18 protein-coding genes are annotated in these 20213 nt (G+C 73.5%); 11 read left to right on the top strand and 7 right to left on the bottom strand.

Going from position 1 to position 20213, the window contains the following annotated elements; all coding sequences use genetic code 11:
* The first annotated feature begins 46 nt into the window (after nt 1-46).
* The gene (locus tag CFT82_RS09820) at nt 47-700 is read left to right on the top strand and encodes a hypothetical protein (RefSeq protein WP_143469602.1); all 654 of its coding nucleotides are present in this window, start codon (nt 47-49) and stop codon (nt 698-700) included.
* Between the two features lie 115 nt (nt 701-815).
* Here the strand turns inward: CFT82_RS09820 and CFT82_RS11775 are convergent, their stop codons facing one another.
* Entirely contained in the window at nt 816-1169 is a 354-nt protein-coding gene (locus CFT82_RS11775) for a DUF4235 domain-containing protein (protein ID WP_159461903.1), read from the bottom strand.
* A 241-nt stretch (nt 1170-1410) separates the two neighbouring features.
* Between CFT82_RS11775 and CFT82_RS09810 the strand changes: the two genes are divergently transcribed.
* From CFT82_RS09810 to CFT82_RS09795, 4 genes are read left to right on the top strand one after another with little or no spacing between them, the layout of a single operon-like run.
* A complete protein-coding gene (locus CFT82_RS09810) occupies nt 1411-2622 on the top strand; it encodes a thiamine ABC transporter substrate-binding protein (RefSeq protein WP_088818954.1) in 1212 nt (403 codons plus the stop codon).
* Complete coding sequence (locus CFT82_RS09805; RefSeq protein WP_234994396.1) at nt 2619-4301, top strand: ABC transporter permease; 1683 nt, start codon at nt 2619-2621, stop codon at nt 4299-4301. Before CFT82_RS09810 ends, CFT82_RS09805 begins: the two co-directional genes overlap by 4 nt.
* Entirely contained in the window at nt 4298-5059 is a 762-nt protein-coding gene (locus CFT82_RS09800) for an ABC transporter ATP-binding protein (protein ID WP_234994395.1), read from the top strand. Before CFT82_RS09805 ends, CFT82_RS09800 begins: the two co-directional genes overlap by 4 nt.
* 39 nt (nt 5060-5098) lie before the next feature.
* Nucleotides 5099-5881, top strand: coding sequence for an ANTAR domain-containing response regulator (locus tag CFT82_RS09795; RefSeq protein ID WP_088818953.1), 783 nt, complete (start codon nt 5099-5101; stop codon nt 5879-5881).
* 16 nt (nt 5882-5897) lie between these two features.
* On the opposite strand, the gene CFT82_RS09790 is transcribed toward CFT82_RS09795, so the two are convergent.
* Nucleotides 5898-7325: a basic amino acid/polyamine antiporter gene (locus CFT82_RS09790; protein WP_088818952.1), complete on the bottom strand. Its 1428-nt coding sequence runs from the start codon at nt 7323-7325 to the stop codon at nt 5898-5900.
* Nucleotides 7326-7438: 113 nt separating this feature from the next.
* On the opposite strand from CFT82_RS09790, the gene CFT82_RS09785 reads away from it, so the two are divergent.
* The 3 genes from CFT82_RS09785 to CFT82_RS09775 all read left to right on the top strand — a co-directional run bounded on the left by CFT82_RS09785 (nt 7439) and on the right by CFT82_RS09775 (nt 12567).
* Nucleotides 7439-8062 carry a TetR/AcrR family transcriptional regulator gene (locus CFT82_RS09785; protein WP_088818951.1) on the top strand — a complete coding sequence of 208 codons (624 nt, stop codon included), beginning with the start codon at nt 7439-7441 and terminating at the stop codon, nt 8060-8062.
* Nucleotides 8063-8141: 79 nt separating this feature from the next.
* Complete coding sequence (locus CFT82_RS09780; RefSeq protein ID WP_088818950.1) at nt 8142-11264, top strand: MMPL family transporter; 3123 nt, start codon at nt 8142-8144, stop codon at nt 11262-11264.
* Between the two features lie 76 nt (nt 11265-11340).
* Nucleotides 11341-12567, top strand: a complete 1227-nt coding sequence (locus CFT82_RS09775; RefSeq protein ID WP_088818949.1) for an MFS transporter — start codon at nt 11341-11343, stop codon at nt 12565-12567.
* A gap of 199 nt (nt 12568-12766) precedes the next feature.
* On the opposite strand, the gene CFT82_RS09770 is transcribed toward CFT82_RS09775, so the two are convergent.
* Nucleotides 12767-13933: an MFS transporter gene (locus CFT82_RS09770; protein ID WP_088818948.1), complete on the bottom strand. Its 1167-nt coding sequence runs from the start codon at nt 13931-13933 to the stop codon at nt 12767-12769.
* Nucleotides 13927-14772, bottom strand: a complete 846-nt coding sequence (locus tag CFT82_RS09765; RefSeq protein ID WP_088818947.1) for an inositol monophosphatase family protein — start codon at nt 14770-14772, stop codon at nt 13927-13929. Before CFT82_RS09765 ends, CFT82_RS09770 begins: the two co-directional genes overlap by 7 nt.
* Nucleotides 14773-14860: 88 nt before the next feature.
* Here CFT82_RS09765 and CFT82_RS09760 point away from each other — a divergent pair, with 88 nt between their 5' ends.
* Entirely contained in the window at nt 14861-15775 is a 915-nt protein-coding gene (locus tag CFT82_RS09760) for a siderophore-interacting protein (RefSeq protein WP_088818946.1), read from the top strand.
* Nucleotides 15776-15796: 21 nt separating this feature from the next.
* On the opposite strand, the gene CFT82_RS09755 is transcribed toward CFT82_RS09760, so the two are convergent.
* The 3 genes from CFT82_RS09755 to CFT82_RS09745 form a co-directional block, all read right to left on the bottom strand.
* Nucleotides 15797-17017: a PIN domain-containing protein gene (locus CFT82_RS09755; protein WP_088818945.1), complete on the bottom strand. Its 1221-nt coding sequence runs from the start codon at nt 17015-17017 to the stop codon at nt 15797-15799.
* A 116-nt stretch (nt 17018-17133) separates the two neighbouring features.
* Nucleotides 17134-17643 carry a hypothetical protein gene (locus CFT82_RS09750; protein ID WP_088818944.1) on the bottom strand — a complete coding sequence of 170 codons (510 nt, stop codon included), beginning with the start codon at nt 17641-17643 and terminating at the stop codon, nt 17134-17136.
* 4 nt (nt 17644-17647) lie between these two features.
* The gene (locus tag CFT82_RS09745; protein WP_200815125.1) at nt 17648-18187 is read right to left on the bottom strand and encodes a YbhB/YbcL family Raf kinase inhibitor-like protein; all 540 of its coding nucleotides are present in this window, start codon (nt 18185-18187) and stop codon (nt 17648-17650) included.
* Between the two features lie 147 nt (nt 18188-18334).
* Here CFT82_RS09745 and CFT82_RS09740 point away from each other — a divergent pair, with 147 nt between their 5' ends.
* Both CFT82_RS09740 and CFT82_RS09735 read left to right on the top strand, forming a co-directional pair.
* Entirely contained in the window at nt 18335-18925 is a 591-nt protein-coding gene (locus CFT82_RS09740; RefSeq protein ID WP_012801963.1) for a TIGR03086 family metal-binding protein, read from the top strand.
* A gap of 3 nt (nt 18926-18928) precedes the next feature.
* Nucleotides 18929-20044, top strand: coding sequence for an alanine racemase (locus CFT82_RS09735; protein ID WP_088818943.1), 1116 nt, complete (start codon nt 18929-18931; stop codon nt 20042-20044).
* Nucleotides 20045-20213: the final 169 nt, after the last annotated feature.

The following is a 20213-nucleotide window of genomic DNA, read 5'->3' as shown; positions in this document are numbered from 1 at the left end:
ATGCCTTGTCCAGCCGCCCCCTCCCGTCTCGGTGGAGTCCGCTGTGATGCCCCGCTCGGATCTGCGCCGCCTGGTCGCCCCGGCTGTGGGTGCGGGCCTGTCCATGGCTCTGTACCTCGGGCTGCGGCCGTACGGGGACCAGTCCGACGATCCCGTCCAGGTGGCCGAGGCCTTTGCCTCCGTGGCCTGGGTCGGATCCCACCTCGGGGGGATGGCTGCCCTGGCCTCCGTGGGGCGCCTCGCCCTGCGGACGGCCGACCTCCTCCCCGGTGCCCTCGCACGGGCCGGTCGCTGGTCCGGGCTCGCTGGGGCGGTCCTCGTGATGCCGTACTACGGGGCCGAGACCTTCTCCCTCCACGTGATCGGCCGCCAGGCTGCTGCCGGCGCCCTCTCCCCGGAGGAGGTGGTGGTGCTGGCCGAGCAGATCCGCTCGGAGCCCGTCGCGATGTCGCTCTTCGGGGCCGGGCTCGTCCTGCTCGCGGTGGCCGGGGTGCTCGTCGGGGCGGCCTGGCACCGTTCCCTGGCCGGGCCCCGACGCTGGGCGGCATGGCCACTGGCCGTGATGGTTGCACTCGTGCTGCCGCAGTACTACCTGCCCGGCCCGCTGCGAGTCGTCTTCGGGGTGGTGTTCGCGCTGGCCGCCCTCGGTCTCGCCGCCACGGCCCTCGGCGCCGGGCGACGGGCGCATCCACTGCGCTGACGCGGCCGCCGTCGCCCGCCGCGGGGTGACACGTGTGCTCGGCCCAGCTCCACGCACTGAGGCCCCGCCCCGAAAGGGGCAGGGCCTCGACGCCACGCGGCGTGGTGGGCGGACGTCAGGCCTTCTTGGCGGCCTTCTTCGCCTGCTTCATCTCCAGCAGGGAGAGAGCCTTGGCGCGGGACTGCTCCTCGGTGAGGCCCAGCTTCTTGTCGAGCTCCGGGGGCAGCTTGCCCTCGGACTTCATGTACATCTGCGAGGTCTGGCGGTCGGCCACCATGCGGGCGATGCCCATGGCCGCACCCGAGACCAGCGCGAACAGGGCGGCCTCCTTGATGCCCACCTCGGGGTCCACCGGGTCGTTGGCGGTGCGGCCGGTGGTGAGCTTCCAGGTGCCGTCGCTGACCTTCTTGGCCACCGTGCCGGCGATCATCGGCAGGGCGATGCTGGCGATCTTGTAGAAGATGTTCATGATGCCTCCTTCGGTGCCGGCGGGTTCCGGCGTCGAGTGCTGCTCCCGAGTCTGGCACGCCGCCGCGGAATCGGCAGGCCACCCCCGGAGGCTGTGACCTGCCTCGCAATCGTCGGGGGGCGAGGAGTACCCTCGGCCGCACGACAGGGGAGCGCCGGAGGGCGTTGAGAGTGCGGAGAACCGCAGACCCTTGGCACCTGGCCGGGGCCACCGGCGGAGGAAGTCGATCTCGAGGAGAACCATGCGTGCCCTCACGCACACCCTGCGGCCCTGGGCGGCCGCCATCTGCCTGACCACCGCCACCGCCACCCTGGCCGGGTGCTCGCTCGGCGGGGGCGAGGAGGGCGCCGGATCCGGTGACGCGACGGAGGCGACATCCTCCGCCGACGCCCCGGAGGCCAGCGCCTCGGACGCCCCCGGCGACACCGGGGGGTCGAGCGGCTCGTCGTCCACCGGCAGCGCCGGCACGGAGGGATCCTCCGCCGGCAAGGGCTCCGGCACGGTCACGCTCGTCACCCACGACTCGTTCAACCCGCCGGAGGGGGTCCTGGAGGCCTTCACGAAGGAGACCGGCACCAAGGTCGAGGTCGTCGCCTCCGGGGACGCCGGCACGCTCACCAACAAGCTCGTCCTCACGAAGGGCGATCCGATCGGGGACGTGGTCTTCGGCATCGACAACACCTTCGGCGGCCGCGCCCTGGACGAGGGCGTCCTCGCCGCGGCGGACGTGGAGCTGCCCTCCGGCGTCGAGCAGCACGCGCTGGGCGACGACGCCGGCGAGCACCTGGTCCCCGTCGACTACGGCGACGTCTGCGTGAACATTGACGACACCTGGTTCGACAAGAAGGGCATCAACCCGCCGAAGACCCTCGACGACCTCACGAAACCCGAGTACGAGGACCTCTTCGTGACCCCGGGCGCAGCCACCTCCTCGCCCGGGATGGCCTTCCTCCTGGCCACCGTCGGCGCCCAGGGCGAGGACGGCTGGGAGCAGTACTGGCAGGAGCTCATGGGCAACGGGGCCAAGGTCACCGCCGGCTGGGAGGACGCCTACAGCGTCGACTTCACCGCCGGGGGCGGCGGGGGCGACCGCCCGATCGTCCTGAGCTATGCCTCGTCCCCGCCCATCACCGTGCCCGAGGGGGGCGAGGAGCCCCCCACCTCCGCTCTCCTGGACACCTGTTTCCGCCAGGTGGAGTACGCCGGGGTGCTCGAGGGCACCGACAACCCCGAGGGTGCCCGGGAGCTCGTGGAGTTCCTCGTCGGGGAGGAGTTCCAGGCGGGCCTGCCGGACTCGATGTACGTCTACCCCGTCCGCGACGACGTGGAGCTCCCCGAGGCGTGGGCCGACTGGGCCCCGCCCGCGAAGGAGCCCATCGAGCTGGACGCCGCCACGATCAATGACAAGCGCGCCGACTGGCTGACCCGCTGGAGCGAGGCCACCGGTCAGTGACGCACCACCCGCGGCTGGCGGACGCAGCCCGCGCCGGGGCTCCCCTGGCGTGGGCCGCGCTGCCGCTGGTCTTCTTCGCGGTCTTCTTCGCCCTCCCGGTGGGCACGATGGTGGCCCGCGGCCTCCTGCCCGACGGCCAGCTCGACCTGGGTGCCCTCACTGACGTCCTGGGCCGGGGGCGCACCCAGCGGGTGCTGGGCTTCACCGTGGGCATGGCCGCGGTCGGGACCGCCCTCACCGTGGCCCTTGGCCTGCCGGCCGCCTTCGTCCTGCACCGGCTCGCCTTCCCCGGTCGTGGTCTGGCCCGGGCCTGGGTGGTCATGCCCTTCGTCATGCCCACCGTCGTGGTGGGCGTGATGTTCCGCAGCCTGCTCTCGGTGAACGGCCCGCTCGGCTTCCTCGGCTGGGACGGCACCCCGATGGCGATCGGGGCGGCCTTCGTCTTCTTCAACCTCGCCGTCGTGGTCCGCACCGTCGGTGGTGCCTGGGCTCGTCTCGACCCGCGGCCCGCCGAGGCCGCCGCCTCGCTGGGCGCCAGCCCGTGGCGGGTGCTCCTTGACATCACCCTGCCCCGCCTGGCCCCGGCGGTCCTCGGCTCGGCGGTCGTGGTCTTCCTCTTCTGCGCCACCGCCTTCGGCGTCGTGCTCACCCTCGGTGGCCTGCAGCACCGCACCATCGAGACCGAGATCTACCTGCTCACCACCCAGTACCTCGACCTGCGGGCCGCGGCCGTGCTCTCGGTCCTGCAGGTGGTGGTGGTCGCGCTGCTCGTCTGGGTCTCTTCCCGGATGCGGGGGACGGGGCCCGCCGGTGCGGCCACCTCGGCCGGTGCCCGCCCCCGGCCGGTGCGTCGGGCGGACCTGCCCGCCGTGGCGGCCACCCTGGCCGTGCTGGCCTTCGTGACCGCGCCGGTGGTGGCGCTCGTGGTGCGCTCCCTGCAGGTGCCCACCACCGAGGGCACCCGCTGGAGCCTGCAGAACTACCGCGCCCTGGGCGACCCGGAGGCAGCCCGGGCGGCCGCCCTGCAGACCACCGTGGTGGAGGCGCTGGAGTCCTCCTGGCGGATCGCCGTCGACGCCACCGTGCTCTCGCTCCTGCTGGGCCTGCTGGTGGCGATCGCCCTGACCCGTCCCCGCCGCACCCCGGCCGCCGCGCGGGTGGTCCGGGGGCTGGACCTGCTCTTCATGCTGCCGCTGGGCGTCTCGGCGGTCACCGTCGGCTTCGGCTTCCTCATCGCCCTCGACGAGCCTCCGCTGGACCTGCGCAGCCACCCGCTGCTCATCCCCGTCGCCCAGGCGCTGGTGGCGGTGCCGCTCGTCGTGCGCACCCTCGTGCCCGTGCTCGGCGGCATCGACGACCGGCAGCGGCAGGCCGCGGCCTCCCTCGGGGCCCCTCCGTGGCGACAGCTCCTCACCGTGGACGCCCGGCTGGCGGCCCGTCCGGTGGCCGCGGCGGCCGGGTTCGCCCTGGCGGTCTCGTTGGGGGAGTTCGGGGCCACGAGCTTCCTGGCCCGCCCCGAGCAGCCGACCGTGCCGGTGGTCATCGCCCAGCTCGTGGGGCGACCGGGGGCCGACGGCTTCGGCATGGCCCTGGCGGCGAGCGTGCTCCTGGCCGCCGTGACCGTGGTGGTGATGGGTGTGGTCGAGCGACTCGCCCCGGACGTGGGAGGCAGCTGGTGACCGAACGACACGTGACCCCCGGGCAGAGGGCCCCTGAGCAGGTCACCCCTGAGCACGCGCCCCCCGGGCGGGGGGATGGCCTGCAGGTGCGGGGCGCGACGGTGCGCTACCCGACGCGTGGGGGCGGCAGCGTGACGGCCCTCGACGCGGTCGACCTCACGGTGGCCCGCCGTGATCTCGTGGCCGTGCTCGGCCCCTCCGGATGCGGCAAGAGCACCCTGCTGCGGGTGGTGGCCGGGTTCGAGCGCCTCGCCGCCGGGGAGGTGTGGTTCGACGGCCGGGAGGTGACCGGGGTGCCACCCCATCGGCGGGGCTTCTCGCTGGTCTTCCAGGACGGCCAGCTCTTCGACCACCTCACCGTCGGCCAGAACGTCGCCTACGCGCTGCGCATCCGCGGCGTCTCCCGGCGACGGCGGGAGGAGCGGGTGGCCGAGCTGCTGGAGCTGGTGGGCCTGCCGGGCACCGCCGAGCGCGACCCGCGCACCCTCTCCGGCGGCCAGCGCCAGCGCGTCGCCCTGGCCCGCGGGCTGGCGGCGGACCCCGCCATGCTCCTGCTCGACGAGCCGCTCTCCGCCCTGGACCGGGACCTGCGCACCCAGCTCGGCGCCGACCTGCGAGCCCTCGTCCACGCCGCCGGGACGACCGGCCTCCTGGTCACCCACGACCACGACGAGGCCCGCCTGGCCGACTCCGTGGTGCTCATGGAGGCCGGCCGGATCGTGGCCACCGGGAGCCCGGCGGAGGTGCTCGGGGCGTGAGCGGTGGCGAGACACCCACCGCGGACGGAGGAAGTGCGCATGTCTGATGCAGATCATGTCCCCGTCCCGGTCGAGCTCCCCGGTGAGCTCGCCTCCGAGCTGGCCCGTGCCGCCGCGGAGTTCGGCTCCCAGGAGGACGTGACGGCCATGGCCCAGGCTGCCTGCCGGGCAGCCCAGCGCCTCGTGCCCGGGGCGGAGGAGGCCTCCCTGAGCCTGCTCCTGCGGCAGGGGTGCATCGCCACCGTCGCGGCCACCGACGACCGGTGCTTCGCCATCGACGCCTACCAGGAGGAGACCGGCGACGGCCCCTGCGCAGAGGCGGCGCGGGAGGACCCGGTGACGCATCTGCAGGACACCGACACCGACCCGGAGTGGCCGGAGTTCAGTCGCTGGGCGCGGGCGCGGGGGGTCGGCTCGATGATGGCCATCCAGCTGAGCCTGCTGGAGCTCGAGGAGGACGAGAAGGTGCAGGCCGACCCGTCCACGCGGGGGGTCGGCGCCCTGAACCTCTACGCCTCGGTGCCCCGTGCCTTCTCCGCGGAGGCCGAGGAGATCGCCCAGCTCCTCGGGGTGCACATCACGCTCGCCCTGCGGGGTCGGCAGCGGGTGACCCAGCTGCGGGAGGCGCTGGCCAGCCGCGACCTGATCGGCCGGGCCAAGGGCATCCTCATCGCCCGGCTGGGGATCGACGACGAGGCGGCCTTCGAGCTGCTCCGGCAGCGCTCCCGGGACACGAACACGCGCCTCGTGGAGCTGGCGCGCTCCGTCGTGGAGAGCGCGGCGGGGGCCGACGCCCGCGTCGAGGACGCCGTCCCCCGCTGACCCGGGGCGGGGCGGGTCAGATCTCCAGCAGCCAGCCGGCGCGCAGGCCGAGCACCGCGACCACACCGATGGCCAGCAGCGCGGCGGCCACGAACCACTCGGCGCCGCGGAGCAGCGGGGCGCCGGCCTCCTTCCGGGCCCACAGGTACACGGGGATGCCGAGGGAGTAGAAGAGGCTGGTGGCCAGCAGGTAGCCGATGCCGCCGGCGTAGATGAGCCAGATCGCGTAGATGACCGCCACCGCGGAGACGAGGACGTGGCGGAGTCGGGCGCCCTGCTCCCCGCGGGCGGTGAGCATCAGTGCGTAACCCGCGCTCAGCAGGTAGGGCACCAGGATCATCGACCCGGCCATGAGGATGATGTCGTAGTACCCGGCCCCGGCCCACATGGCGTAGAAGAGCGCGAGCTGCAGCACCACGGTCGTGAGCAGCACCGCCCAGCGGGGGGTGTCCTGGGCGTTCAGGGTGGCCAGGGCGCGGGGCATGGCCTCGTCGCGGGCGGCGACGGAGAGGATCTCGGCGCACAGGAGCATCCAGGCCAGGAGGGCGCCCATCACCGAGACGATCATGCCGATCCCGACGAGCCAGGCGCCCCAGCGGCCGACGGAGTGCTCGAGCACCCCGGCCATCGAGGGGTTCTGCAGCTCGGCCGTCTCGGCCTGCGAGAGCACGCCGGCGGACAGCACGTTGACCGCCACGAGGAGGGCGAGCACAGCGAGGAAGCCGACGACCGTGGCCCGGGCGATGGCCTGGCGGCTCTTCGCCCGCTGGCTGTAGACGGTCGCGCCCTCGATGCCCAGGAAGACCCAGACGGTCACGAGCATCATCCCGCGGACCTGCTCGGTGAGGGACATGCCCGAGGCCTCGCCCCAGAAGTCGGCGGTGAACACGTCGACCTTCCAGGCCAGGGCGGCCAGGACGATGAAGGCGATGAGCGGGACGATCTTCGCGATCGTCACCAGGGTGTTCAGGCTCGCCGCCTCGCGGACGCCGCGCAGCAGCAGCCAGGTGTAGAGCCACAGCAGGACCGAGGCGCCGGCGATGGAGAGGGGGGTGGTGCCCTCGCCGAAGACGGGGAAGAACAGGCCCAGGGTGGAGAAGATCACCACCAGGTAGGAGAGGTTCCCCAGCCAGGCGCTGACCCAGTAGCCCCAGGCGGAGAGGAAGCCGAGGAAGCGGCCGAAGCCGTCGCGGGCGTAGCCGTAGACGCCGCCGTCGGGGGTGGGGGCCATACGGGCCAGGAGCATGAAGGCCCCGGCCAGGGCGAGCATGCCCACTCCGGTGATGCCCCAGCCCACCAGGAGGGGGCCGGGGGCCGCTGTGGCCGCCATGTTCTGGGGGAGCGAGAAGATGCCGGCGCCGATCATGGAGCCCATCACGAGGGCCGTCAGCTGGGGGACGCCGAGGGTGGCGTGCTCCCGGTCGCGGGGGGTGTCCGTCGTCATGGCGGAAGTCTGACAGGTGATCCGTCCGATTCCTGCCACGTCACCCGGACGGATCTGATCTGCACACCGTGCATAGTTGCACGGTGTGCACGGTTGGGCGTACGCTGCGGCTCATGTCACTGCGCCAGGCCCACAAGGAGCGGACTCGGGCGGCTCTCGTGGCTGCCGCCTTCGAGCTGCTCGAGGAGCACGGCTTCGACGCCCTCACCGCCGATGCGGTGGCCGACCGGGCCGGGGTCTCGCGCCGCACGCTGTTCAACTACTTCGGCAGCGTCGAGGAGGTGCTCGTCCACCCGGACACCCTGATGCTCGAGCGCTTCCTGGACCGGCTCCGCGAGAGCAACCCCGACACCTCCCCGCTCGAGCTCCTCCGGGAGCACCTGCCGGCCGTGGTCACGCGGGAGGACTTCGAGCGCATCGCCCTGCTCACCCGGTGCGCCCGGGAGCACTCCGGGCTGCGTCGCGTGAAGACGGGCTCGATGCTCCGCTGCCGGGACCGGGCCGTCGAGCTCTTCCTGGAGCACCGCCGCGAGGCCGGTGGGGCCCCGGACCGGCTCTTCGTGTTCGGCCTGGCCCACAGCGGCCTGGGCGTCATGGAGACCGCCGGGGCGATCTGGTTCGAGGAGACCGGCGGTCTCGGCGGGGCGACCTCCCGGGCTCGCTACCTCGAGCTCGTCGAGACCGCCCTGGAGCACCTCCGCAGCGGCTTCGGCACACCGCCCGCGGGCACGGCATGAGCGCGGGGAACCCGCCAGTCCGCACCACCTGCACCACCACCTGCACCGACGCACCACACCGAATCGAGGACGAGAACTGATGGCAGAGAAGTTGTACTCCCTGGGGCACTGGGCCTCCCGGCACGTCTGGCCGGTCATCCTGGCCTGGGTCCTCGTCCTGGCCGGGGTGGGCGGCGCCGCGGCGGCGTTCTCGAAGCCGTTCAGCAGCGAGTTCACCCTGCCCGGCACCGAGTTCCAGCAGGTCACCGACCAGCTCAAGGGGGAGATCCCCAAGGCCGCTGGGGGCTCCGGCGTGGTGGTCTTCAGGACCGAGAGCGGGAAGCCGTTCACCACGGCGCAGAAGAAGGAGATCGCCTCCACCATCGAGGACTTCGCCGCCTCCGAGGGGGTCACGGACTCCCAGGACCCCTTCGCCGCCCAGCGTCGGCTCGACGCGGGCCCGCGTCAGATCGCGGAGCGCCGGGCCGAGGTCGCCGACGGTGAGGAGAAGCTGGCCGAGGGGAAGAAGCAGCTCGCGGCCGGTGAGAAGAAGCTGGCCGAGGGCGAGGAGCAGCTCGCGGCCGGTGAGAAGAAGCTCGCCGACGGTGAGAAGCAGGTGAAGGCCGGCGAGAAGAAGCTGGCCGAGGGTGAGGAGCAGCTCGCGGCCGGCGAGAAGAAGCTCGCCGACGGTGAGAAGCAGGTGAAGGCCGGTGAGAAGAGGCTCGCCGAGGGCGAGGAGCAGCTCGCCGCGGGGGAGCGTGAGCTCGAGGCCGGGCAGGCGCAGGCCGCCCAGGGGCGGGAGGAGCTCGCCGCGCAGAAGGCCGCCCTGGCGGAGAAGACCTCGCAGGTCGACGCCCTCGAGGAGCGCCTGGGGGCCGACGCTCCGCAGGTCCGGGAGGGCCGTGCCCAGCTCGCCGCCGGGCAGGACCGCCTCGAGGCCGCCGAGGAGCAGCTGCGGTCGGCCGAGGCCGAGGTCGAGGCCGGGGAGAAGGAGCTGGCCGAGAAGTCCGCCGAGCTGGAGAAGGGCAAGGAGCAGCTGGCCGAGAAGTCCGCCGAGCTCGAGGCCGGCAAGAAGGAGCTGGCACAGAGGTCCGCCGAGCTCGAGGCGGGCAAGCAGGAGCTCGCGGAGAAGTCCGCCGAGCTCGAGGCCGGCAAGAAGGAGCTGGCACAGAGGTCCGCCGAGCTGGAGAAGGGCAAGAAGGAGCTCGTCCAGAACGAGAAGAAGCTGGCGGAGAACGAGAAGAAGCTCGCCGCGGCGCCGGCCCAGCTCGACGAGGCCGAGGCCCGCCTGGCCCTCACCGACGGGATGCGCCTGGTCAGCGAGGAGGGCGACACGGCGTACACGTCCATCCGCTTCGAGGACGAGCTCCAGAGCGTCCCGATGGAGACCCGCGCCGCCGTCATGGAGAAGGCCGACGGCCTGGCCGACGAGGGGGTCGAGGTGACCTTTTCGAACGAGATGAGCCAGGACACCTCGTCGATCTTGGGCCCGGGCGAGATCATCGGCCTGGTCGTCGCCGGGATCGTCCTGCTCGTGATGCTGCGCAGCGTGCTCGCCGCCGGCCTGCCCCTGCTCAACGCGGTGGTCGGCGTGGCCGTGGGCATCGCCGGGGCCGCCGCCATGACGCACTTCGTGACGATGCAGGACATCACCCCGGCGCTCGCCGTCATGCTCGGCCTGGCGGTCGGCATCGACTACACCCTGTTCATCGTCCACCGGCACCGCCAGCAGATGGTGCAGGGCATGGACCAGCACGAGTCGATCGGTCTGGCGACCGGCACGGCCGGCAACGCCGTCGGCGTCGCCGGGGTCACCGTGATCATCGCCCTGGCCGCCCTGACCCTCACCGGCATCCCGTTCCTGGGCGTGATGGGCCTGGTGGCCGCCGCCACCGTGCTCGTCGCCGTGCTCGTGGCGTGGACCCTCGCGCCGGCGCTCATGTCGCTGCTCGGCGAGCGGGTCCTGAGCCGCGGCCAGCGGGCCCAGCGCGCGGCCGCCCTGGCCCCGCGCCGCCACGCCGGTGCCACCCGCTTCGACTGGGAGGCGGAGGCTGCCCGGGAGCACCACCCGGCGGACGCCAGCTGGTGGACCCGCCTGGTCACCCGCCTGCCGTGGTTGACGGTGCTGCTCGTGGTGCTCGGTCTGGGCACGATGGCCTGGCCGATCACGGACCTGCGCCTGGGCATGCCCGACGGTGCGACGGCCCCGGCCGACTCGCAGGGCTACCAGACCTACGACACGATCCGCTCCGAGTTCGGAGCCGGTGCCAACGGTCCGCTCGTGGCGATGGTCGAGGCGCCTGCGGGCATGACCGAGGCCGAGGCGACGGACCTGCAGATCGCCGTCGGCCAGGAGTTCCGGGCCGACGAGCAGGTGGAGTACGTCGTCCCCATCGGCACGAGCGAGGACCGGTCGATGCTGGCCTTCCAGCTCACCCCCTCCACCGCCCCGGGGGACGAGGAGACCATCGACCTGGTGCACCGCCTCCGGGACGACGTGGCCCCGGCCCTCGAGTCCGAGCACGACGTGGAGGTCGGCTACACCGGCCACACGGTGGCGAACATCGACATCTCCGAGGCGCTCGGCAGCTCCCTGCCGCTGTACCTGGGGGTCGTGGTCGGCCTCTCGCTCGTGCTCCTGGTGCTGGTGTTCCGCAGCATCCCGGTGCCGCTCGTCGCCACCGTCGGCTTCCTCCTGAGCGTCGGCGCCGCCTTCGGTGCGGTCGTCGCGGTCTACCAGTGGGGGTGGCTGGGCAGCCTCTTCGCGGTCAACGAGCCGGGTGCGATCCTCAGCTTCCTGCCGACGCTCGTCATCGGTGTGCTCTTCGGCCTGGCGATGGACTACCAGATGTTCCTCGTGAGCGGCATGCGCGAGGCCTGGGCGCACGGTTCCTCGGCGCGCCGTGCGGTGCACGAGGGCTTCCGGGCCGGTGCCGCGGTGGTGACGGCTGCCGCGCTGATCATGGTGTCGGTGTTCGCGGGCTTCGTGCACGCCGAGCTGACGATGATCCGGCCGGTCGGTCTGGCCCTGGCGCTGGGGGTGCTCGTCGACGCGTTCGTCGTCCGGATGACGCTCACGCCGGCCGTCCTCCACCTGCTGGGGGAGAGGGCCTGGTGGATCCCCCGCTGGCTGGACCGGATCCTGCCGGACCTCGACGTCGAGGGCGCCCGTCTCCAGCGGGCTCACGGGGTGGACCCGGAGGGCCACGGCGAGGTCGCCTGACGGCCGGCACCGAACCCCTCCACCGCCGCCACCCCTGCCCTTCCGGGGGCAGGGGTGGCGGCCTATCCTGCACGCGATGACCCCTCACGCCGTGGCCGACCCCGCGCCCACTCCCGGTTTCTCGCGAGAGATCTGGATGCTCATCGGCGCCGGCTTCGTCGTCGCCGTCGGCTTCGGGATCGTCGCCCCGGCCATCCCGCAGTTCGCCCGCAGCTTCGGGGTCGGGGCCACGGCCGCAGCGGCGATCATCTCGGCCTTCGCCGCCTTCCGGCTGGTCTTCGCGCCGGTCGGCGGCCGGCTGTCGGAAGCCTTCGGGGAGCGGCCGGTCTACCTGGCGGGGCTGCTCATCGTGGCCCTGTCCACCGGTGCGGCCGCCTTCGCGCCCAACTACTGGCTGCTCCTCGTCTTCCGCTCCCTGGGAGGCATCGGCTCCACGATGTTCACCGTGGCCGCCATCGCCCTCCTGGTGCGCCTGGCACCGCCCACCCAGCGCGGTCGGGTCTCGGCCGCCTACGGCTCGTCCTTCCTGCTGGGCAACGTGTTCGGGCCTGTCCTCGGCGGCCTGCTCGCTCCCCTCGGCCTCCGGGCACCCTTCCTCATCTACGGTGGCTCCCTGCTCGTGGCCTTCGTCGTGGTGGCGGTCGGGATCCGTCCCGGGGCCATCCGGGCCCCGGTCGACGCACCGGTGGCTCCGCGCATGACCGTGCGGGAGGCCCTGGTCGACCCGGTCTACCGGGCCTGCCTCACCTCCGGCTTCGCCAACGGATGGGCGAACTTCGGCGTCCGCATCGCCCTGGTGCCGCTCTTCGTCTCGGAGGTCCTCCGGGCCGGGCCGCAGCTGGCCGGCTTCGCCCTGGCGGCCTTCGCGGTCGGCAACGTGCTCGTGCTCAACCACGCCGGGAGCCTGAGCGACCGGATCGGTCGGCGTCCGCTGATCCTCAGCGGCCTGGTGGTCTGCGGGGTGTTCACGGCCTTCTCCGGGTTCGTCACCGACATCTGGCTCTACCTGTTCGTCATGGCCGTGGCCGGCGTCGGCGCCGGCATGCTCAACCCCGCCCAGCAGGCCGCGGTGGCCGACGTGGTGGGCAACGAGCGCACCGCCGGCACGGTCCTGGCCGGGTTCCAGATGTCGCAGGACGTCGGGGCGATCCTCGGCCCCGTCGTCGTGGGCATGGTGGCCGAGCGCTTCGGCTACGGTGCGGCCTTCGCGATGACGGGGGCCGTCATGGCCGTCGCGGTCCTCGTCTGGGCGGGCCGCCGCGAGACCGCCCGGGCCGTGGTGGGGGACTCCGTTCACAGTTGAGTCCCAGACTCGGTGGAGTCTGCGTCCAGACTGCCCTGCCACAGTCGGGTGCACGGCCTCCTCAGGGGTCGTCGGCCCGTCCCGGGAGGGGCGGACCGGCTCATGGGATCAGGTCGACCGGTGATTCCCCGCCGGCCGACCTGGAGCAAAAGGGTGTGAGCCGTGACCGCCGGGGCAGCTGCCCCGGCGGTCACGCACGTCAGGAGCGGATCGCCGCCTCGGCCGCCTCCCGGGGGAGGGTGAGCGCCAGGGCCCCCACGAGCAGGGCGGTGCACAGCGGCACGAACATCGCCGTGGCCATGCCCCAGTGGTGTCCGGCCCACCCGATGAGCGCCGGTCCGGCCAGGACGGTCACGTACCCGGCCCCGGCCACCACCGCGAGCATGCGGCCGCCACCGAGGTGGCCGGCCATCCCGTAGATCAGCGGGGCCAGCACGGCCACGCCGGCCCCGACGAGGAGCCAGCCGGCCAGCACCGGGACGAAGCCCGACTGCGTCGCCCCCACGAGGTAGCCGACCGCGGCCAGCCAGCCCCCGCCGGCGAGGGCCCAGCGGGCACCCACGACCTCGACGATGGCGTCGCCCGCGAGGCGGACGGCGATCATCGCCGCGGAGAAGAGGGCCAGCCCCGTGGCGCCCACGCCGGGGGAGACCCCGGTGACGTCCGTGACGTGGATGCTCGACCAGTCCCACCCGGTGCCCTCGGTGAGGCCGAAGAGGATCGCCATGACCGCCAGCAGCCAGGTGATCGGCGGCAGCGGGGCACGGGTGCCGGTGCGGTGGTGCTCGGGGGCGGGGGCGCTCTCCGGGGTGCTCGGCGCCACGGCGGCCACCACCGCCCCGGTGACCAGCACCCCGCCGAGGGTGGCCACCACCACGGTGCCGCTCACCCCGGCGGTGAGGGCCTGGGCCACCAGCACCGCGGAGGCACCCAGCAGGGAGCCCACCGAGAAGAAGGCGTGGAGGGTGCTCATGATGCGGCGGCTGCTGGCCCGCTCGGCGTCCACCGCCAGGGAGTTCATGGAGACGTCCATGGCCCCGTTGCCCAGCCCCACCAGAGCAGCGGCCAGGAGCACGAGCGGCCAGCTGGTGGCCCCGGCCAGCACGGTGAGGGCGAGCATCATCCCGCAGGCACCCAGCAGGGTGGGTCGACGTGCCCCGATCCGGTCGGCCAGGCGGCCGGCGACCTGCATGGAGACCGCCGCGCAGCAACCGGTGACCACGAGGAGGACCGAGATGTCCCCGGCCGCGAGCCCGGCCCGATCCCGGACGCTGGCCAGCAGCCCGCCCCACAGCCCGATGAGGAAGCCGTTCACCACGAAGATGGTCGCCACCTGCGGCGCGGACTGGAGGGTTCGGCTCAGCACCGGGGGATTCTCTCAGCCCTCCGGGGGTGGGCGACCTCCAGGATCCGGGTGGCCACGCGCGGGTCGCGGGCGGCGACGATCGGCAGCTCGTGGTCGCCGGTCAGGCTGAACGGACGGCCGTGGCGGTCGCTGGTCACGCCCCCGATCTCCTCGAGCATGAGCAGTCCGGCCGCGTGGTCCCAGGGCTTGTCCCAGGGGAGCACGGCCGCGTCCGCGCTGCCCCGGACCAGGTCCACCCAGAGCAGCCCGCTGGGGGAGAAGTGCGCCATCGCGGGGAAGTGGCTGGTGAGCCGGGCCAGCAGGTCGTGGTGCCCGTCGGGCCAGCGGCGCAGGTGGGAGGTGCGCAGGTCGGGCACCTCGACCGGCGGGGCGGCGAGGTCGACGGGGGCGGGGGAGTGCCCGTCGAGCAGCACGCCGTGGCCGCGCCGGGCGGTGGCCCACAGCCCCATCGCGGGGGCATGGGTCCAGGAGGCGACCACCCGGCCACCGTCCACGAGGGCGATGAGCACGGCGAAGCGCGCCAGGCCGTCCACGAAGTTGCTCGTACCGTCGATCGGGTCGACGACCCACACCGGGGCCTCCCCGGCGAGCCGGTCGAGGATGCGCGGGTCGGCGGCCACGGCCTCCTCGCCCACGACGGTCGAGCCGGGCAGGATCGCGGCGAGCCCCCGGGCCAGGGCGGCCTCGGCCCGGGTGTCGGCCACGGTGACCAGGTCGCTCGCCGAGGTCTTGGCACGGACGTCCCCGGCCTCCAGGCGGCGGAAGCGGCTCATGATCTCGGTGGAGGCCACCTCCGTCACCAGGTCGGCGACGGCGGAGAGCTGGGCGTCGGTCAGCACGGGCACACTCTCGCACGCCGGGATTCCCGACCCCTCCTCCCCCCCACGAGGTTGGTGAGGCTCACCTCACTGCCGTAGGGTCCTGCCCATGAGCGCCTCCCTCCACCGGTCCTTCCTGGCCACCGTCGAGCAGGTCGAACGCCTCAGCCCCTCCTTCGTCCGCGTGCACCTGGGCGGCGAGGACCTGCGCTCCTTCGGGGATACCTGCCTCGATCAGCGCATCAAGCTGGTCCTGCCCCGGCAGGGAACGCCCGAGGACCCCTTCGGCGGACTCCCGGAGGGTGACGAGTGGTACCTGGAGTGGCGTCGGCTCCCCGTGGAGGAGCGCAACGTCTTCCGGACCTACACGCCCGCCGGGGTGGACCGCGCGGCGGGGCGGCTCGCCGTGGACCTGGTCGTGCACGGCGACACGGGCCCCGGCTCCCGGTGGGCGCTGTCGGTCGCGGCGGGGGAGCCGGTGATGGTGGTGGGGCCGGACGCCACCGTGCCCGGCCACGAGCTCGCGGGCGTGGAGTGGACCCCCGGCTCGGCCCGACGCTTCCTGCTGGCCGGGGACGAGACCGCTGTGCCCGCCCTGGTCAACATCCTCTCGGCCCTCCCGCCGCACGCCACCGGGCAGGCCTTCCTCGAGGTGCCCGTCGAGGAGGACGTGCGTGAGGTCGCCCACCCGCCGGGCGTGGACCTGGTCTGGCTGCCCCGGGGCGTGGGCAGCGCGCACGGCGAGCGGCTGCTCGAGGCGGTGGCCGGCAGCCTGGCCGTCCACCCCGGTGGGCGTCCCGTGGAGGACCCCACCGGAGGAGGGGCCCCGGACGTCGTCGACGACCCGGAGGCCGTGCCGTGGGAGGTCGCCTCGGTCGAGGACGACGACCTCGCCTACGCCTGGATGGCCGCGGAGTCCGGCGCCGTCAAGGCCCTGCGACGCCACCTCGTGGGGGAGCGCGGGTGGGACAGGCGACAGATCGCCTTCATGGGCTACTGGAAGCAGGGCGTCAGCCAGGTCTGACCTGCCGACGGGGTCGGCGGGTCAGAGGGCGGCGACCAGGTACCCGTCCGCGTCCTCGTCCCACCACAGCTCGGCGACGTCCTCGGTGTCGGCCGCGCGGCAGAACTGCAGGAAGCTCGAGTAGCCGAGCTTCTTCTCGGAGAAGTCCGGGTCCTCGTGGCGCAGGCGGTCCTTGAGGCCGGAGAGGGGGACGCCGTCGCCCTCCGGGTCGTCGGAGTCCAGGACGGAGCGGAGCAGCTCGAAGACGACCTCCCGGTCGGCCTCGCCCGGCAGCTCGACCACCGGGTCCCCGGAGGAGGGTCCCTCGGAGAGGGTGATGACCCCGCGATCGTCCAGGTGCTTGAGGAGCTCGCCGAAGGCGCGGAAGCCGAAGTCCGTCTCGGAGAAGGTGGCATCCTTGCGCAGCAGGGTGCGCTTCAGGGCGGAGGCGGTCACCGGGCCGTTGGTCGTGCGCTGCAGCCCGGCCACGGTCTGCGCCACCAGGGTGGTCAGCTCCCCGGTGCTCTGGTTGGCGGTGGCCAGCTCCTCGCCGTCGGGGGTGGTGCGCGGCTGCGAGGTGCCCTGGCCCTTGCCACGGCCCTTGTCCGACTTCTTGGTGCTGCTCTCGGGGGCCTCGGAGGGGGTCTGGTCGGCGGCCGCGGAGCCCTTGGTGGCGTTCTTGGTCGGCTTCGCGTCCTTCGCCTCCTTCGGGTCTGGACCGCCCTGGACCGCACCGACCGTGCCCCGGCCGGCCTTCTTCGGCGTGGTGCCGGGCTGCGTGGCGTGCGGGTCCACCCCGTCGAGGGACTCGTAGAAGAGGAACTCGTCGCAGGCCGGCGGCAGCATCGCGGAGGTGGAGTTGCGGATCCCCACGCCGATGACGTTCTTGTTGAGCTCGCGCAGCTTGTGGACCAGCGGGGTGAAGTCCGAGTCGCCGGTGCAGATCGCGAAGGTGGTGATGTATTCGCGCTCGAACGCCATCTCGATGGCGTCGACCACCATTTTGATGTCGGCGGCGTTCTTGCGGGAGGCCCCCATGCGCTGCGGCATCTCGATGAGCTCGACGTGGCTGCGGGTCAGCATCCGCCGGTCCTCGTCGAAGTACGACCAGTCGGCGTAGGCCTTGCGCACCACCACCCGGCCGCGCTCGGCGAGCGCGTCGGCGATGGGCTTGAGCTCGAAGCTCATGCCTCCGAGGTGGTCCCGGGCTCCGAGGGCGAGGTTCTCGTAGTCCAGGAGCAGTGCGATGCGGTCCTCTTCCATGACCGCGAGCCTAGTGCGCCGTGTCGGTCCCCGGGACGGCGGTCGTGGAGACGGGCTCGGCGGGGCACCGGCGGAGCCCTCCCCGGGGTGCCGGCGGTCGTCGGTGGTGCGGGGCCTCAGTGGGCGGGGGTGTTGAGATCCGACCAGAGCTCGACCGCGGCCACCGGCAGCACGGCGGCGGTCAGCGCCGTGTGCGGGTGGGTGACCCCCTTGCCGCGGAGCCACCGGGCGGTCTTGAACCACAGCAGGTTCCCGGCGACGTGGAGCCCGAGGACGGCCGCCCCGGCCAGCAGGAGCATGCGGGTGTCGAGGCCCTCCGGCTGGTCCATGCCCTGCGCGGTGGCCGGGAGCTCCTGCTCCACGAAGTCCACCCGGGAGGCCGCCTCCGTGCCGCTCCCGCCCGGGGTAGCCGCCTCGAGGGCGGGGTCGGGCTGGGGGTCCTCCTCGGTGCCGTCCTCCGGCGGCCCGCTCACGGCCGCGGCCACGAGGGCGCCCGCGACGCCGGCCAGGGCCACCTGCAGCGGCCACCGGCGGCGACGGGTGCGGACGAAGTCCGGCAGGGCGGAGCTGGTCCCGGCCCAGCCGAGGACGAGCGCCGGCAGGGCGCGGCGGAGAGCGGTGCGCATCGTCTCAGTCCTCGGTGATCTGGTAGGTGCCGGTGATCGTCCCGCGGGCCACGGTCTGGAAGAGCATCGTGAACGCGGCGACGGTGGGGGTGGCGCTGTTGTCCAGCCCGAGGTCCTCGGTGTCCAGGGCGTGCACGGCGAAGACGTAGCGGTGCGGGCGGTCGCCGGCGGGCGGGGCCATGCCGGCCCAGGCCTTGGCGCCGGTGTCCGCGCTGAGCATGAAGGCACCCTCGGGCAGGTTGCCGCCGCCCTCGGCGCCGGCATCGGTGCCCAGCGAGGTGCAGTCGGCCGGGATGTTGAGCACCGTCCAGTGCCAGAAGCCGGCCGGGGTGGGGGCGTCGGGGTCGAAGCAGCTCACCGCGTAGGAGCGGGTGCCCTCCGGGGCGCCGCTCCACGAGAGCTGCGGGGAGAGCTCCTCGCGGTCGGCGGCGTGGCGGGCGTCGAGCGGCTGGCCGTCAGCGAAGTCGGAGCTCGTGACCTCGAGGGACGGGACCTCTGGGAGGAGGCTGTAGGGCTCCGGTGCTTGCGGTCGCTGCAGATCCATGGGGCCACCGTATGCGGCTGCGGCCCTCGCGTCACCCCCTGTGCCCGTCCACAACGCCGGGGCGCCGGCTGCCGTCCGCGGGTGCTCGTCCACACCCGGCGCCCCGCCACCGGGCCGGTGTCAGCCCGGACGACTACCGTGCGAGGCATGACTGCACCTGCTCCCGCCACGTCCCGCCAGGCCATCGACCTGCTGCCGGAGTCCGCCCGTGCCTTCGGGGTGGTCCTGGAGCGGCTGGACGACGGGGTGTGGGGTCGCCCGACGCCGTGCGCCGAGTGGTCGGTCCGGGACGTCGTGAACCACGTGGTGGCCGAGCACCTGTGGGTGCCGCACCTGCTGCGCGGGGAGTCCCTGCAGGAGGTCGGCGACCGGTACGACGGCAACGTCCTGGGTGACTCCCCGGCGCAGGCCCGCCGTGCGTGGCAGATGGCGATGCTGGGCTCCCTCCAGGCCTGGGCGCAGGTCGACGACGCGGAGCAGCTGGTCGCGTTCTCCGGGGGCGAGCACCCCGCGGGGGAGTATGCCCACCAGATGCTCGTGGACCTGGTCGTCCACGCCTGGGACGTGGCCCAGGGCGGTGGCGTCGCGGTGCCGGTCATCACCGATGCGGTGGGCGTCGCCTTCGCCTACGAGAAGCCGCGCGTCGCCGACCACCGGGCCGCGGGCATCTTCGCGCCGCCCACCCGGCCCCGGTCCGACCACCCCATGGACCAGCTCGTCGCCCTACTGGGGCGCTGAGCCGTGTCGACGCTGCCCACCTCCCGGCCGTCCACCCCGTTCGCCGTGGTGGACCGCGACCGGCTGCAGGCCAACATCGACCGGGTGGCCCGCCTCGCGGCCGACCGCGGCCAAGCACTCCGCCCGCACGCGAAGACCCACAAGTGCCCGCAGATCGCTGCCCTGCAGCTGGAGGCGGGGGCCAGCGGGCTCACCGTGGCCACCCTGGGGGAGGCCGAGGTCTTCGCCGATGCGGGGTGCACCGACCTGCTGATCGCCTACCCCGTGTGGTGGGACGCCGACCGCGCCGGACGCGTAGCGCAGCTGGCAGCCCGGGTGCGGCTCGCCGTCGGGGTGGACTCGGTGGAGGCCGTGCAGCACCTCGCCTCGCTGCTGGGCACCGCACCGGGCCGCCCCCTGGCTGCACCGATCTCGCCCCCGACCCTGCCGGAGCTGGTGGTGGAGGTGGACTGCGGGCACCACCGCAGCGGATGCGCCCCGCAGGACGCCGGGGCGGTCGCGCGCGCCGGGGTGGAGGCCGGATTCGTGGTCCGTGGGGTGTTCGCGTTCCCGGGACACAGCTACACACCGACCGGGCGCGAGGAGGTCGCCGAGCAGGAGGCACGAGACCTCGCCGTCGCCGCGGACTCCCTGCGCGGGGCGGGGATCCTCGAACCCTGGGTGAGTGGTGGCTCCACGCCCACCGTGGAGCACGAGGGCCACGGGTTCGACGAGGTGCGCCCGGGCGTCTACGTCATGGGTGACGCCCAGCAGTGGGAACTGGGCACCTGCTCGCCGGCGGACATCGCGCTCACGGTGCACGCCACCGTGGTCAGCCACGCCGGCGGCCGCCTCGTCCTCGATGCGGGGAGCAAGGCCCTGGGTGCTGACCGCGCCGGGTGGGCCACCGGTTTCGGACGGCTCCTGGACCACCCGGAGGCCCGCATCGAGCTGCTCTCCGAGCACCACGCGGTGGCCGTGATGTCCGAGGGCACCGAGCTGCCGCCCCTTGGGACGGAGGTGCGGGTGGTGCCCAACCACGCCTGCAATGCGGTGAACCTCACCGACGAGCTGTGGGTGGAGGTTGACGGCCGTCTCGTGGAGTCGTGGCCGGTGGCAGCCCGGGGGCTGAACGCTTGAGGTGGCGCCTTCGGGACAGCGGCGCGGAGTACGAGGAGATGCTCGCCAGGGTCCCGTTCGGCCACCCGCTGAGGCCGGCGACGGCTCGGCGACGGCCAGCGAGTGGTAGCGCACGATGGGGGAGCCGTCCGGTAGGTCGCTCACGACCCCGCCGGCAGCTCCGCTCCCG

The organism is Kytococcus aerolatus (assembly GCF_900187395.1).
Lineage (GTDB): Bacteria > Actinomycetota > Actinomycetes > Actinomycetales > Dermatophilaceae > Kytococcus > Kytococcus aerolatus.
The sequence above is the reverse complement of the archived record's forward strand: the minus strand, read 5'-3'. Positions and strand labels throughout refer to the sequence as shown.

Excerpts from the sequence above, each read along its gene's own strand:
- CFT82_RS09820 (WP_143469602.1), top strand. The coding sequence starts at position 47 with ATGCCCCGCTCGGATCTGCGCCGCCTGGTCGCCCCGGCTGTGGGTGCG.
- CFT82_RS11775 (WP_159461903.1), bottom strand. The coding sequence starts at position 1,169 with ATGAACATCTTCTACAAGATCGCCAGCATCGCCCTGCCGATGATCGCC.
- CFT82_RS09810 (WP_088818954.1), top strand. The coding sequence starts at position 1,411 with ATGCGTGCCCTCACGCACACCCTGCGGCCCTGGGCGGCCGCCATCTGC.
- CFT82_RS09795 (WP_088818953.1), top strand. The coding sequence starts at position 5,099 with ATGTCTGATGCAGATCATGTCCCCGTCCCGGTCGAGCTCCCCGGTGAG.
- CFT82_RS09790 (WP_088818952.1), bottom strand. The coding sequence starts at position 7,325 with ATGACGACGGACACCCCCCGCGACCGGGAGCACGCCACCCTCGGCGTC.
- CFT82_RS09785 (WP_088818951.1), top strand. The coding sequence starts at position 7,439 with ATGTCACTGCGCCAGGCCCACAAGGAGCGGACTCGGGCGGCTCTCGTG.
- CFT82_RS09780 (WP_088818950.1), top strand. The coding sequence starts at position 8,142 with ATGGCAGAGAAGTTGTACTCCCTGGGGCACTGGGCCTCCCGGCACGTC.
- CFT82_RS09775 (WP_088818949.1), top strand. The coding sequence starts at position 11,341 with ATGACCCCTCACGCCGTGGCCGACCCCGCGCCCACTCCCGGTTTCTCG.
- CFT82_RS09760 (WP_088818946.1), top strand. The coding sequence starts at position 14,861 with ATGAGCGCCTCCCTCCACCGGTCCTTCCTGGCCACCGTCGAGCAGGTC.
- CFT82_RS09755 (WP_088818945.1), bottom strand. The coding sequence starts at position 17,017 with ATGGAAGAGGACCGCATCGCACTGCTCCTGGACTACGAGAACCTCGCC.
- CFT82_RS09750 (WP_088818944.1), bottom strand. The coding sequence starts at position 17,643 with ATGCGCACCGCTCTCCGCCGCGCCCTGCCGGCGCTCGTCCTCGGCTGG.
- CFT82_RS09745 (WP_200815125.1), bottom strand. The coding sequence starts at position 18,187 with ATGGATCTGCAGCGACCGCAAGCACCGGAGCCCTACAGCCTCCTCCCA.
- CFT82_RS09740 (WP_012801963.1), top strand. The coding sequence starts at position 18,335 with ATGACTGCACCTGCTCCCGCCACGTCCCGCCAGGCCATCGACCTGCTG.